General features: G+C 68.1%; 11 protein-coding genes. 7 read left to right on the top strand and 4 right to left on the bottom strand.

Features of this window, described 5'->3' with window-relative positions; genetic code table 11:
* Nucleotides 1–215 precede the first annotated feature (215 nt).
* Entirely contained in the window at nucleotides 216–1,694 is a 1,479-nt protein-coding gene (locus RCH15_RS08360; RefSeq protein ID WP_326959933.1) for an amino acid permease, read from the top strand.
* A 146-nt stretch (nucleotides 1,695–1,840) separates the two neighbouring features.
* Here RCH15_RS08360 and RCH15_RS08355 read toward each other — a convergent pair whose 3' ends face one another.
* Together RCH15_RS08355 and RCH15_RS08350 are read right to left on the bottom strand one after the other, a co-directional pair.
* Nucleotides 1,841–3,241, bottom strand: coding sequence for an MFS transporter (locus RCH15_RS08355; protein WP_326959931.1), 1,401 nt, complete (start codon nucleotides 3,239–3,241; stop codon nucleotides 1,841–1,843).
* A 271-nt stretch (nucleotides 3,242–3,512) separates the two neighbouring features.
* The gene (locus RCH15_RS08350) at nucleotides 3,513–4,814 is read right to left on the bottom strand and encodes an MFS transporter (RefSeq protein ID WP_409017573.1); all 1,302 of its coding nucleotides are present in this window, start codon (nucleotides 4,812–4,814) and stop codon (nucleotides 3,513–3,515) included.
* Nucleotides 4,815–4,912: 98 nt separating this feature from the next.
* Here RCH15_RS08350 and trmB point away from each other — a divergent pair, with 98 nt between their 5' ends.
* Both trmB and RCH15_RS08340 read left to right on the top strand, forming a co-directional pair.
* On the top strand, nucleotides 4,913–5,836 hold the full coding sequence (gene trmB / locus RCH15_RS08345; protein ID WP_326959929.1) for a tRNA (guanosine(46)-N7)-methyltransferase TrmB: 924 nt from the start codon (nucleotides 4,913–4,915) through the stop codon (nucleotides 5,834–5,836).
* A 160-nt stretch (nucleotides 5,837–5,996) separates the two neighbouring features.
* Entirely contained in the window at nucleotides 5,997–6,803 is an 807-nt protein-coding gene (locus RCH15_RS08340; RefSeq protein WP_326960137.1) for a DUF1206 domain-containing protein, read from the top strand.
* A gap of 7 nt (nucleotides 6,804–6,810) precedes the next feature.
* Here the strand turns inward: RCH15_RS08340 and RCH15_RS08335 are convergent, their stop codons facing one another.
* Together RCH15_RS08335 and RCH15_RS08330 are read right to left on the bottom strand one after the other, a co-directional pair.
* Nucleotides 6,811–7,503: an anti-sigma factor family protein gene (locus tag RCH15_RS08335; RefSeq protein WP_326959927.1), complete on the bottom strand. Its 693-nt coding sequence runs from the start codon at nucleotides 7,501–7,503 to the stop codon at nucleotides 6,811–6,813.
* Nucleotides 7,500–8,000 (bottom strand): sigma-70 family RNA polymerase sigma factor, encoded by a 501-nt coding sequence (locus RCH15_RS08330; protein WP_326959925.1) that lies wholly within the window; start codon nucleotides 7,998–8,000, stop codon nucleotides 7,500–7,502. The genes RCH15_RS08335 and RCH15_RS08330 overlap by 4 nt, the downstream gene beginning before the upstream one ends.
* Before the next feature lie 185 nt (nucleotides 8,001–8,185).
* Here RCH15_RS08330 and RCH15_RS08325 point away from each other — a divergent pair, with 185 nt between their 5' ends.
* From RCH15_RS08325 to RCH15_RS08310, 4 genes are all read left to right on the top strand, one after another.
* Entirely contained in the window at nucleotides 8,186–8,737 is a 552-nt protein-coding gene (locus RCH15_RS08325; protein ID WP_326959923.1) for a COG4315 family predicted lipoprotein, read from the top strand.
* Nucleotides 8,738–8,853: 116 nt separating this feature from the next.
* The gene (locus tag RCH15_RS08320) at nucleotides 8,854–12,321 is read left to right on the top strand and encodes a DEAD/DEAH box helicase (protein ID WP_326959921.1); all 3,468 of its coding nucleotides are present in this window, start codon (nucleotides 8,854–8,856) and stop codon (nucleotides 12,319–12,321) included.
* Between the two features lie 61 nt (nucleotides 12,322–12,382).
* The gene (locus RCH15_RS08315; RefSeq protein ID WP_326959919.1) at nucleotides 12,383–13,303 is read left to right on the top strand and encodes a LysR family transcriptional regulator; all 921 of its coding nucleotides are present in this window, start codon (nucleotides 12,383–12,385) and stop codon (nucleotides 13,301–13,303) included.
* Between the two features lie 119 nt (nucleotides 13,304–13,422).
* Nucleotides 13,423–13,722 carry a hypothetical protein gene (locus RCH15_RS08310; RefSeq protein ID WP_326959917.1) on the top strand — a complete coding sequence of 100 codons (300 nt, stop codon included), beginning with the start codon at nucleotides 13,423–13,425 and terminating at the stop codon, nucleotides 13,720–13,722.
* The last annotated feature ends 174 nt before the right edge of the window (nucleotides 13,723–13,896 follow it).

Raw genomic sequence — 13,896 nt, 5'->3', positions numbered from 1 at the left:
CCGGCCGCGGACCCCTCCTGCACCCCGGCCCTCCCGCGGCCTGCCCGTCCGGCCACCGTCGGGCAGAACCGAGGTGCCGCCGTCGCCCCCGGGCCCGGCCCTCTACGCTTAATGCACACACCACCGTGTTACCCCCATCACACGCCTGATGGATCCGCGCGGCCCCGGCGGGACGTCCTCCGCCCCCGGCCCGCCCGTAACGAGGAAGAAGCTCCATGTCTGAACGTACCTTCACAGCTGCTCCGGCCACCGCGCCGCAGTCCCCCAGCAGCCACGGCCAGGAACCGCACCTCGCCCGCGCCCTGGGCAACCGCCATATCCAATTGCTCGCCATCGGCGGCGCGATTGGCACCGGGCTGTTCATGGGCTCCGGCAAGACCATCTCCCTGGCCGGGCCGTCCGTCATCTTCGTCTACATGATCATCGGCTTCATGCTGTTCTTCGTCATGCGCGCGATGGGCGAGATCCTGCTCTCCAACCTGGAGTACAAGTCCTTCAGCGACTTTGCGGGCGACCTCCTGGGGCCCTGGGCCGGGTTCGTCACCGGCTGGTCCTACTGGTTCTTCTGGGTGGTGACCGGCGTGGCCGACATCGTCGCGATCGCCGGATACGTCGACAAGCTCGCGCCCGGCACGCCGCTGTGGATCCCCGCCCTCATCACACCGGTCGTGCTGATCCTGCTGAACCTGCCCAGCGTCAAGGCGTTCGGCGAAGCGGAGTTCTGGTTCGCCATCATCAAGGTGGTGGCCATCCTCGCCCTCATCGCCACCGGCATCGTCATGATCGCCAGCCACTTCACCTCCCCCAACGGTGCCGTCGCCAGCCTGTCCAACCTGTGGAACGACGGCGGCATGTTCCCGCATGGCGTGTTCGGCTTTGTCCTCGGCTTCCAGATCGCCATCTTCGCCTTCGCCGGCATCGAACTCGTGGGCACGGCCGCAGCGGAAACGAAGGATCCCGAGAAGAACCTGCCGCGCGCCATCAACTCCATCCCCATCCGGGTCCTCTTGTTCTACGTTGGCGCCCTGGTGGTCATCATGGCCGTCAACCCGTGGCGCAGCATCGACCCGGCCAGCAGCCCGTTTATCGGCATGTTCACCCTCGCCGGGCTGGGCATCGCCGCGGTGGTCATCAACCTGGTGGTGCTGACCTCCGCCGCGTCGAGTGCCAACTCCGGCATCTACTCCACTTCCCGCATGGTCTACGGCCTAGCCCAGGACGGCAACGCCCCCCAGGCCTTCGGGAAGTTGAGCCCGCGCAAGGTCCCGCAGAATGCCCTGCTGTTCTCTTGCATCTTCCTGCTGGCTGGCCTGATCCTGCTTTACGCCGGCGACTCCGTGATCGGAGCCTTCACCATCGTCACGTCGGTGGCATCCGTGCTGACCATGTTCGTCTGGTCGATGATCCTCATCAGCTACATCGTGTTCCGCCGGCGCCGGCCCGCGCTGCACGCCGCATCGAAGTTCAAGATGCCGGGCTCTGGGTTCATGCCCTACGTCGTGCTCGCCTTCTTCGGCTTCATGCTGGTCGCGCTCGGCCAGGCCGACGACACCCGTCTGGCCCTGCTGATCACCCCGGCCTGGTTCCTGCTCCTGGGCGGTGCCTGGTACTTCAACCGCCGGACCCCGCTCCAGCAGGCCCGGATCGCGGAATGGAAGGCCGTCCGCAGCTCCGAAACAGTACCGACACGCTAGACACCAGTGCAGGCCAGGCGCTGCGCGGAGGCGCCGGAATACTCCGGCGCCTCCGCGCGCCGCTCCTCGATCACTTCCTTCATCCACGCGAGTCGCAGTAGGGTCCTCGCGGGGCCCGTGGACGGTATCGTCCCGGGCGCGGCGCCTTACCGGCGGACCATCACGCGCGGGGCGACCACCACTGCGGCCACGCCGATCACCGCCGTCATGGCAAACACGCCCCCGAAGGATGCCGCCGTCGTCGAAAATGCGGCGAAGATCAGGCCCGTGGTGGCGAGGGAAAGCGCCCCGCCCAGGGAATCGGAAATGGACATCGCTGAACTGTTGAAACCCTCGTTGTGCTTGCTGGACAGCGCCAGCGTCATCACGCTCAATCGCGCGTACATCACTCCCATGCCGCCGCCGGCGAACACCCAGGCGGCGATGGCGACGGCGGCGGGCCAGCCAAGGACAGTGGTTGCCAGGACCAGGGTGACGCCGAGAAGCACCAGGGCCGCGCCGATCCGGACTGCGCGGCGGTTATCCAGGCGTGCCCCGAGACGGCCCTGGATGGCTGAGCCGGTGGCCCATGCCACAGCGCCACCCGTGAGCGCCAGCCCTGCGGACGTCGGGGAGAATTCGTAGCGCTCCACCAGCAGATACGGCAGGTAGACCTCTGCGCCGAAGAACGCCGCCGAGGCCAGGCCACGGGTGAGGATGACACTGGGCAGGCCGCGGCGGGCGGCCAGCGTTCCCGGCGGCACCAGCGGCCGGACAGCAAGGAACGCCACCGCCACGGCCGCCACGGCCGCGACTCCGCCCGCCACCGGAAGCAGGGACGTCAAGTTCAGGGCGAGCACGGCGAGCGCCGCGAGGGCGGCCCAGGCCAGCCTGCCCAGGCCCGAGGCCCGGCGCGCGGGTGGAGGCGCCGGGGTGGAACTGTCCCGGGTTCCGCCGTCGGGCGCGCCGCGCAGCCCGCGCAGTGCAGGGACGATCATCAGCAGGGCAGGCACCACCAGGCCCACCACGCCCAGGAACACCCAGTGCCAGCTGAACAGCTGGGCGACCAGCCCGGCGGCAAAAGGGCCCACCATTGAGGGAATCACCCACGCCGCGGAAAACGCGGCAAAGATCTTCGGGTGCAGCACGGGAGGATACACCCGGGCGATCACCACGTACAGCGCCACGGTCAGGGCGCCGCCACCCAGGCCCTGGACCAGCCGCCCGGCGACCAAGGCAGGCATAGTCCCTGCCGTACCCGCGACCAGCAGGCCGAGCACGAACATGGCCACGGAAGCGTACAGCGGCCCCACCGGGCCGCGCCGGTCCGACCAGTTGCCCGCCGCCACCATACCGATGACGCCGGTGGCCAGCGGGCCGGCGAACGCCAGGGCGTAGAGAGCGGCCCCGTTCAGCTCCCGGCTCACCAGCGGCATGATGGTGGTCACCGCAAGCGATTCGAAGGCGGCCAGGAAGACCAAGGAACAGGCACCAAGCGTCACCAGCAGATAGTCGCGGTGGAAGATGCCGGCTGATTCCAGCGTCGGAGCGGGGGCGTTACGGGGCAAGGTGGTGGCCTGATCGGTAGACGGGAGCGGGACTGCAGGGGTGGGGCCGCAACCGCGGTTGCGCGGAATCGGGCAGCGCAGCCGGACGTTGGCTTAAGGGGAAGCATGCCACAGCGGTCCAGCAGGGGAGTACCTGAACTTCGGTCATCAGTGCAGGGGAGGTTCACCGCACAGGGCGGCAAGAAGCACGTCCACACCTATCTGGCGCAGCTGGCGGACAGCATCGACGTCGCCCTGAAGGGCCGCCCCCGGTCGCGGCAGTCACACCACCTCAGCCGCCGATGTAGCGGTTCCGCCCGGCGCGGTAGCCGAACACTGCGGCCAGCGAACCGACAACGAGGAAGAGCACCCCTGCCGCCGCGAAGGATCCGGTGGTCTGGTGCAATTGGCCCACCAACAGAGTGCCGGTGGAACCAATGCCATAGCCGACGCCCTGCATCATGCCGGACAGGTGCGCGGCCGTGTGTCCGTCCCGGGTACGCACCATGATCAGGGTCAGTGCTACGGCCGTCAGGCTGCCCTGGCCCAGGCCCAGCAGTCCCGTCCACAGCCAGATCAGCTGCAGCGGGCCGAAGATGCTCAGCGCGAAACCGGCGCCGGTCATCAGCGCCACCACGGTGTTGATTCCCCGCTGGTCCCGGAACCTGGTGGCGAGCGCCGGCGCGAACAAGGACCCCAGCATCTGCAGCACGATCGAGGCGGAGACAATCAGCCCGGCCGTGGCGCCGTCGACTCCGCGTTCGCGCAGGATGGGGGCCAGCCAGGCGAAGACACTGAAAGACATCATCGCCTGCAGCACCATGAAGATGGTCACCTGCCAGGCGACCGCCGAGCGCCACACATTGACGCCGCCGTGCGCGCTCTGGTGCCGTCCGTGGCGCTGCCTGATGGCCAGCGGCAGAAACAACAGCAACACGACACCGGCCGGCAGCGCCCAGAACTGCAGCGCCGTGGTCCACTGCCCCGTCGCGGTGAAGACCGGGTAGGTGAACCCGGCGCCCAGGGCCGCCGAAGCGCAGATCGCGGTGGTGTAGAGCCCGCCCATTAGGCCCAGCCGGTGCGGGAAGTCACGCTTCACCAGGCCGGGCAGCAGCACGTTGCATAGCGAAATGGCGGCACCGCAGGCCGCTGTTCCGGCCAGCAGCGCGGGAAGGTGCCCGGCACCCCCAATTTCCAGCGGCCGCAGCACCAGCCCGGCCGTGAGAACCGCCATGGCACCCAGCAGCACCCGTTCGGCCCCGAACCGGCGGGCCAGCACGGGAGCCAGCGGAGCGAACACGCCGAGCAGCGTCACCGGCACGGTGGTCAGGACCACGACCGCCCAGCCCGGCAGGCCGGCGTCGGCGGTCACCTCCGGCAGGACCGCGGAGAAACTGGAGAAGACCGTGCGAAGGTTCAGGCCGATCAGCACCAGGCATACAGCCAGGTACGCCAGGGCGCGGCGGCTGCCCACCCGGGTGGGCTCCGAGGCGGGAACGTCGTCGATTTCGGCGTCCACCAGCACGGCGCGGCGGTCACCGGCCCTGACGGGGGCAGGGCCCGGGGAGCTTTTCGGTGTGGTCACGAACCCCATTCTGGCAGGCTCCGCACCAGCGGCCGCGTCACACGCCCACCGCCGGGGCGGCCGCTCCCGGCCCGGCCGGACGCCGGAACTCCACTATTCTGGAAGGGATGAGTGAATTCCCAGAGTCCCCCGAAACACCGCAGCCCGCGCGGCCCGTAACGCCCGGAAGCCAGGCCTCCTTCGGCACATATGGCGGCCGGCCGGTCAGTTTTGTGCGCCGCGGAACCCGGCTGCAGGGCCGCCGGCAGGCAGCCTGGGAGGAGCACTCTGACCGGTGGGCCGTCGAAGTCCCCCGGCACATCGCCAACACCTCCGTGCACCCGGACTACATCTTCGACGCCGAAACCGAATTTGGGCGCCTGGCCCCGCTGATCGTGGAGATCGGTTCCGGGCTGGGCGACGCCGTCTGCCACGCGGCCGAGGAGAACCCGGATAAGGACTTCCTCGCCGTCGAGGTCTATACCCCCGGCTTGGCGAACACGTTGATCAAGATCAACAGCCGGGGCCTGAACAATGTCCGTGTTGTGGAAGCGAATGCTCCCGAAGTGCTGGCCACAATGCTGCCGCCCGCGTCCGTCACGGAGCTGTGGGTCTTCTTCCCGGACCCGTGGCACAAGTCCCGGCACCACAAGCGCCGACTGATCCAGCCGGCCTTCGCCGAGCTCGCTGCACGGGCGCTTAAGCCGGGCGGCCTCTGGCGGATCGCGACGGACTGGTCCAACTATGCCGTCCACGTCCGCGAGGTCCTTGCCGACTCCCCTGACTTTGAGAACCAGCACGACGGCGAGCGCAGCGGCGCGGAGAGCCCGCTCACCCAGGTGTGGGAATCCGGCGTCGAGTCGCTCGTGGGAGGCGCCCCCGTCAAGGAGGGCCGGGCCCCCGTGAGCACCGAGCACACCGGTCCCAACGAGGGCGTCGATGAGGCCGGCGGCTGGGCCCCGCGGTTCGACGGCCGGATCCTGACGAGTTTCGAGAACAAGGCGCATGAGGCGGGCCGGCTGATTTTCGACCTCAGCTACCGGCGCCGGTAAGGGCGCCGCCGGGGCCGCACGCCGCCACAGGGTACTGATCCGCGGCAGTGCTGTTCCCCGCGGGTTCCGCGTGGCACGATTACCGAAGATGCACCAACCGGGCGGAACTCACGTCCGGCGGAAATAGCGAGCCAGTTGAGGGACTGCCATCAAACGAGAACTGAAGGACGCCGCGGACGCGGCGGAAGACATCACCAATTCCCCGGCATTGGAGGTGCTGGCCCGTGCCGGTTTTGCCGTGAGCGGCGTCCTCCATCTGCTGATCGGGCTGGTTGCGATCCGGCTGGCCATGGGCGGGGAAGGCGAGGCTGACGTCAGCGGAGCCGTTGAACAGCTCGCCAGCCAGCCGGCGGGGCCGCTGCTGTTGTGGACCTGCTTCGCCGCCTGCGTCGCCCTGGCGATCTGGCAGACCAGCGATGCCATCTTTGACTTCGGCCACCTGCCGGCCAAGAAGAAGCTCGCGAACAAGCTCAAAGCAGCCCTCCAGGCCGTGGTCTATGCCGGCCTGGCCGTTACGCTGCTGTCCTTCGCCAGCGGCGCCGGCAAAGACCACACCTCCTCGACCAGCGATCTGTCCGTGTCCGTGATGAAGGCGCCCGGCGGTTTCGCTCTGCTGATCGCCGTCGGCGCGGGGATCGCCGTTGCCGGCATCATCTACGCCATCCGCGGTTTCCGGCAGTCGTTCGCCAAACACATCCGGCCTCCCGCCACGAAGGAGGCCCGGACGGCGGTGACCGTTCTCGGCGTCGTGGGCTACGCCGCGAAAGGAATCGCTTTGCTGCTGATGGGGATGTTGGTCATCATTGCCACCATCACGGCTCATCCCGAGGAGTCCACCGGGCTCGACGGCGGCCTGAAAGGCCTCCGCGACCAGCCGTTCGGCCTGTACATGCTGGCGGCCATCGGCGCCGGCCTCATTTGCTACGGCATCTTCATGATGGTGCGCGCCAAACTGGCCAAGATGTGATCTCCGGCTAACCCCGGGGCACAGCGACAACCGCCATGGTCTGTTGCTGCCCGTTCCGCATCTCCACACTGGCGATGTCCGCGAGCTGCAGGGGCGTGGCGCCGGTGATCCTGACCCGCCCGCTGGGTGTCGCGGTCCACGCGCAGGCGCGGTCCTCGCCGCCGTCGCTGGCCTTAACCCACAGCGACAAGGTTCCGTCCACCGGCAGGCTACGGCCCTCGACGGCGAGCTCGGTGCCCCAGGTCTTCTTGACCAAACCGACCGTGATTTGCAGCCCGTCGCCGGCCTGGACGGAGTAGCTGGCGTCCGGTTTGGGCGGCTGGTTGAACAACGGCGCAGCCAGGACGCCGAGCGCCAGGCATGCCGCTGCCGCCGCCGCGAGCGCCCCGGTCCACCGGCGTCGTGCCTTCCGGCGCCGCGCGGACAGTTGGTCGAGGAGCCGCGGCGGCACGGCGGTCCGCGCGGGACCGGGAGCCTCCGGTTCCCGCCCGGCCGCGGTGGCTACGGCAGCGGCGCCGAGGGCAAGGGCGTCTGGCACCGGGAGCGCATCCAGCAGCGCCGGAATGCTGGCGAGTTCGTCCAGTTCCTGCCGGCACGCTGCGCAGCCGCCCAAATGCCGCTCGAAGGCGGCAGCCTCGTCGGGTTCCAGCCCGCCGAGCAGGTAAGCGCCCAGCAGCTGGTGGAATTCCGTGGCGCTCACCGCTGCACCCCCATTTCATCGAGGATTCGCCGGAGCGCCCGCACGGCATAAAACGCACGGGACTTCACTGTTCCGCTCGGGATGTTCAAACTGACTGATGCCTCCTGGACGGTGTAGCGGCGGTAGTGGAGGGCCACCAGGACGTCCCGGTGTTCCGCGCTGAGCCGCAGCAGCGCCTCCTCCATCAGAACCCGGCTAAGGAGTTCGTCCACGCGTTCCTCGCCGCCAGCCGGATCGGCCAGGTCCCGGTCCGTCGCCTCGCGGGGCCGCCGCTGAGCCTTGCGGTAGTTGTCGATCATGATGTTGCGGGCCGTCCGGAACAGGTAGCTGCGCAGGCTTCCGGTGATGGTGGGCGCCTGCTGCCAGACCCGCAGCACGGTCTCCTGCACGATGTCATCGGCCAGTTGCGGATCCCGGCAGGCGCTCAGCACAAAGCGCCGAAGGGCCGGGCCGTGGTCGCGGTAAATCGCCGCCACCACGTCTTCGTCCAGTGGCATGTCCGCCCTCCCTGGCTTCATCATTCCCTGTGCCTGTGCCCCTAAGACGTCCGGACCGGCGGAACGGTTCACGCGCGGATTCCGGGGCGCAGTCCAGTGCCTGCTGTGAACCATTCTTCCCCCAGGGCCGTCGTATTCGGTAGCGCCGGCCCGCCAGGTGGCCGGTCCGAGTCAAGGAGCAGCAGATGAAAAAGCACCTCAGCATTGGCTTATCCGCTTTCGCGCTCGCAGCGATGCTCTCCGGTTGCGCCGGAACCGCGGGCACAGGGGGCACGGGTGGCGCTGCCGGTACCACGGCTCCGGCAGCCGCCTCCACGCCGCCCGGGTCCTCCGCGGCGGGTTCGGCGCCCGGGTCCACGCCGGCAGCGGCAGCCCCGGACCTCAAGGTTTCCGATTCCGCAGCCGGCAGGATCGTCGTCGACGGCCGGGGCATGAGTGTTTACTTCTATACAAAGGACGTCAAAGGCTCCGGCGCAAGTGCGTGCACGGGAGGCTGCGTGGCGGCATGGCCGGCAGTCCTCGCTGCGTCCGACACCCCGATGGTCGACGGCGTCACCGGTACCGTGGGCACCATCGCCACACTTGACGGGAAGAAGCAGCTGACCCTTAACGGACTGCCCGTGTACTACTACGCCAAGGATCTGGCTGCCGGTGACATCCTGGGCCAGGGCGTAGGCAGCGTCTGGCACCTCGCGACCCCGTCGGGTGACATGGCCACCGCCGCCGCCGGGTATTGACTGCCGGCGGGAGCGGAAGCCGGCGGGATATCCACATGGCCGCCGGCACAGTTCAGGGAGTGCCGCCACGCTCGCTAAGATGGGTCTGATGACCAACTGCTGAAAGTAGCGCGCACATGCCATCCCATCCGGACGAGAGTGCGGCACTGGCCATACAGACTCCCGCGATCAACGACCGCTCCCTCGCGGCCGGACTCGCCTACGCCATGGGGAGCCGCGTTTCCGGTATCTCCTTCGACGCTGCCACCGGGCTGATGCTCGGCAAGGTGCGCGGCGGGTCCGATGCCCCGTACTCGACGACAGCGAAACTGGTCCGGAAAGCGGGCGGCTGGAGCTGCACCGTGGGCGTGTGCAGCTGCCCGGTCCGCAAGGACTGCAAACACGTGGCCGCACTGCTGTTTGCCGCCGAGGACAATCCCGCGATCCGCGTCCAGTTGCTGGCTCCCGCCGACGTCAGCCGGCTGTCGCGGCAGGCCCCGGTCCTGGAGGTGCCGGACTGGGAACAGGCGCTCAGCCCCCTGATCGCCCAGCCGGGAATCACGCAGTCCACCAACGGGATCCCGCTGGCCCTCCAGTTTGAGCTCGAAGAGCCCGCCCCGCACTTCTCTTATACCGGGCGCCGGGACCCGCTGCGCAGTGTCCGGCAGCTGAAGGCCCGTCCCGTGATCATGGGAGCCAAGGGCAAGTGGATCCGCGGCGACGTCTCCTGGAACACCCTGAGCTACCTCAGCTACCGGCGTGAATGCAACGAATCCCACGTCGAGTGGATGCAGGAATTCCTCGCCGCGCACACCGCCCAGGCCAACCGCCAGCATGCCGGGACCGGCCTGTGGCTGGGCCTGAACACCTACGCCGGCAAGAACCTGTGGAGTCTGCTTGCCCAGGCCCGGAAGATCGGCGTCGCCCTCGTCCACAGCCGGGGCACGGAGCCCGTGCGGCTAGTGGAGCAGCCGGCCGCCGTCGGGCTCAACCTGGCCCGGTTCGGTGCTGCGCCGGTCCCGGCAGGCGGGGCCGACGCCGCCGTACCCGCTGCGTCCGGCGGGAACGACGCCGGGCTGTCGCTGGCCCCCGTGATCACCGTGGAAGGCAAGGTGGTCGACCCGGCATCGGTCGGGACCATCGGACGCCCAGCCCACGGTATCTTCCTGACTTCCGGGCCCGACGCGCTGCCCGGGGCAGGACCGGCGGATACCGTCATCACGCTCGCGCCGCTGGAAGCGGGACTCAGCGAGGAACTGCTCACGTTCGTCACCGCCGGAACCACCCTGCACATCCCGTCCCGGGATGAGAGCCGCTTCCTGACCGGCTTCTACCCCAAGCTCAAGCAGAGCACCCGGGTCACCGCCTCCGACGAGTCCGTGGAGCTGCCCCAGCTCGCCGTTCCCACGTTGTCGCTGCTGGCCAATTACGGCGCGGACCACCGGGTCCGGCTGCACTGGGAATGGCATTACAAGTCCGGCACGCTCGTCACGTCCCAGCCGCTCTGGCGCCATCCCGGCGACCACGGCTACCGGGACGACCCCGCCGAGGCCCGCATCCTGGAAGCTCTCGGGCAACCGTGGGACGTGGTCCCGGCCCTCGGCGAGTCAGCTACGGGCGGCTGGGGAACACCGCGGCTCGCGGCCTCCGCGGCGCTCAGCGGCCTGGACACCCTCGCATTCACCGAGGAGTTGCTCCCCCGGCTTCGGGAGGTCCCCGGCGTCAGCGTGGACACGGCCGGCGAGATCGCCGACTACCGGGAAGCGGAAGAGGCCCCGGTGGTGTCCATCTCCACCAAGGCCACCGAGCAGCGGGACTGGTTTGACCTCGGCATCCAGATTTCCCTTGAGGGCCAGCCGGTGTCCTTTGCGGCGGTCTTCTCCGCCCTGGCGTCCGGCCAGACCAAGATGCTGCTTCCCAGCGGTGCCTACTTCTCCCTGGATCTTCCCGAGCTGCACCAGCTGCGGGCCCTGATCGAGGAGGCCCGGGAACTGCAGGACAACAAGGACGCGCCGCTGCAGATCAGTCGTTTCCAGGCCGGGCTCTGGGACGAGCTCGCGCAACTGGGCCTCGTGGACGAGCAGGCCGCGGCCTGGCGCGAGGCCGTCGGCGGGCTGCTGGAAGGCGGAGTGAAGGGTCTGCCGTTGCCGGCGAGCCTCAACGCGGAGCTGCGCCCGTACCAGCTGGAAGGCTTCAACTGGCTGAGCTTCCTGTACCGGCACGGACTGGGCGGGGTGCTCGCCGATGACATGGGCTTGGGCAAGACCGTGCAGGCGCTGGCCCTGATCTGCGCTGCCAAGGACGCGGCAGCTGTGCCCGCTGCAGTGTCCGACGGCGGTGGTGCCGCTGTTGCTTCCCCCGGCTCAGCGCCCTTCCTGGTGGTGGCACCCACCAGCGTGGTGGGCAACTGGGAGGCCGAGGCCGCGCGGTTCGCTCCCGGCCTCACGGTGCGCGCCGTCAGCGAGACCTTCGCGAAGAGCGGTTCAAACCCTGGCGAGGCGATGGCCGGCGCGGATATCATCATCACTTCCTACGCCTTGTTCCGGATCGACTTCGAGGCCTACGCTTCCAAAGAATGGGCCGGGCTGGTCCTGGACGAGGCCCAGTTCGTCAAGAACCACCAGTCCAAGGCGTACCAGTGCGCCCGGAAGCTCCCGGCCGTCTTTAAACTGGTGATCACCGGCACCCCGCTGGAGAACAACCTCATGGAGTTCTGGGCGCTCACCTCGATTGTGGCGCCCGGCCTTTTCTCCAGCCCGAAGCGGTTCGCCGAGTACTACCAGAAACCGGTCGAGAAGAACGGTGACAAGGCGCAGCTGGACAAGCTCCGGCGTCGGGTCCGGCCGCTGATGATGCGGCGGACCAAGGAACAGGTCATCCATGACCTGCCGCCGAAGCAGGAGCAGATCCTTGAAGTCGTGCTGAATCCGCGGCACCAGAAGGTCTACCAGACGCACCTGCAGCGCGAACGCCAGAAGATCCTCGGACTGATCGATGACGTCAACAAGAACCGCTTCACCATTTTCCAGTCCCTGACGCTGCTGCGGCAGCTCAGCCTGGATCCCTCGCTGATCGACCCCTCGCTCTCCGGAGTGCGGTCCAGCAAGCTCGACGTGCTTTTCGAGCAGTTGGAGGACCTGGTGGCCGAAGGGCACCGGGCCCTGATCTTCAGCCAGTTCACCGGATTCCTGGGCAAAGTCCGTGAGCGTCTTGTCGAGGAGAACATCGAGTTCTGCTACCTCGACGGCAGCACCCGCAACCGCACCGACGTCGTCAATGAGTTCAAAAACGGGGCTGCGCCGGTGTTCCTGATCAGCCTGAAGGCCGGCGGTTTCGGTTTGAACCTGACGGAGGCGGATTATGTGTTCCTGCTGGACCCGTGGTGGAACCCCGCCTCGGAGGCCCAGGCCGTAGACCGCACGCACCGGATCGGACAGGCCCGGAACGTCATGGTGTACCGGCTGGTCGCCAAAGACACCATTGAGGAGAAGGTCATGGCGCTCAAGGCCCGGAAATCCCGACTCTTCGCCGACGTCATGGAAGGCGATGCGCTCACGGGCGGTGCGCTCACAGCCGAGGACCTGGCCGGGCTGTTCACCGACTGAGTCCCCAGCTGGCACGGTGGACCGCTGGCGCCCGGCCGGGAGGGTGCTGTAAACCGATCTCATGTTCTTCCGTCAACTTGAGTACGTCGTCGCCTTGGCCCGCGAACAGCACTTCGTCCGCGCGGCCCAGTCCTGTTCGGTCTCCCAGCCGGCGCTGTCGGAGGGGATCCGGAAGCTGGAAGCGGAGCTGGACGTTTCCATAATCCGTCGGGGCAACAAGTTTGAAGGGCTCACAGCCGAAGGCCTGGAGATTGTGGTCTGGGCCCGAAGGATCCTCGCGGACCGTGACGGGCTGAAAGAGGAGATCGGTGCGATGCGCGCCGGGCTCAGCGGCCGGCTGCGCTTCGGCTCCGTTCCCACGGCCTCGATCGCGGTCTCCCTGCTGACAGCCCCATTTTGCGCGATGCACCCCCTGGCGCGGGTGCAGGCAGTGTCTGACCTGAGATCCGAGGATGTTCTTCGCAAGCTGCAGAATTACGAGATCGATGCCGGCATCACTTACGTCCAGGACCCCCTCCCGGACGAGTTTCAGGTAGCCCAGCTGTATCTGGAGAAGTACGTCCTGCTGACGGCCGGGGGCGCGGGAGCCGGAACCCCGCCGGCAACCTGGGCGGCCGCTGCCGCCCTCCCGCTCTGCCTGTTGGATCCGGCGATGCAGGGCAGGCGACGCCTCGATGACGTGTTCGCCGAAGTGGGCGTGATGCCTTCACCCAGGGTGGAAACGGACTCGGTGTCCTCACTCTTCGCGCTGGTAAGGACGGGGCCGTGGGCAACCGTCCTGCCGTCCGCCTGGCTTCACGTCTTCGGAGTCCCCGCAGGGATGACCGCAGCGCCCCTGACGGAACCGGAGCGCGCCATACCCGTTGGGCTTGTCACCCTGGCGCGGGAGCCGGGCTCCGTCATGGCCCGCGCCCTAACCGCCATTAGCTGGGAGACGGATCTCACGTTCCTCGAGCATCTCCCCCGCGAGCAGGCACCATAGCCGCTGCCTATCGGGCAATCACTGCTCCTTCTTTGATACCTACGAGGCTGGGGGCGGAAAGTGGATCTCAGAAGGCCTGCATCCCGGCCTGCCAACGCATTCCTAGCATCGGAGATCCCATGATCACCCAGGACCGAATTCGCACCAGCGCAGGGACCCATTCCGCCACCGGCTCGCCTGCTGGAACTCCCCTGGCGGGCCGCTCCGCCCGCGGCCGGTACACCGACATTGATACGCTCATCCGGCGCGATGCCGGGCGGACGGTCCGTCCGGGCAGCTACACCGGAGTGGACACCCTGGCCGGTCCAGCGTCCGGAAGCGTCCGTCCGGGCAGCTACACCGGAGTGGATATCCTGAGCAGTGCCGCCAGCGTCGGGCGTCCCGGAAGCTACACGGACACGACCCGCAGCGCACGCTAAAACGCCAGTACCGCCCCGGCCTTACTTCGATAGGGCCCGGAGGCCGCCGCTCGTTCCCAGTTACCGCGTCCCCGGACTTAGCCTTGATCCACCGATGATCCTTGGATCGGGTCCGGCGTTTTAAACACGAAATGCCCCGTTCTGGGGGAAAATATGGCTTACCACGGTCACATT

Source organism: Arthrobacter sp. MP_M4 (assembly GCF_035984855.1).
Taxonomy (GTDB): domain Bacteria; phylum Actinomycetota; class Actinomycetes; order Actinomycetales; family Micrococcaceae; genus Arthrobacter.
Note: the sequence above shows the minus strand (reverse complement) of the source record. Positions and strands in the feature narration are given on the sequence as shown.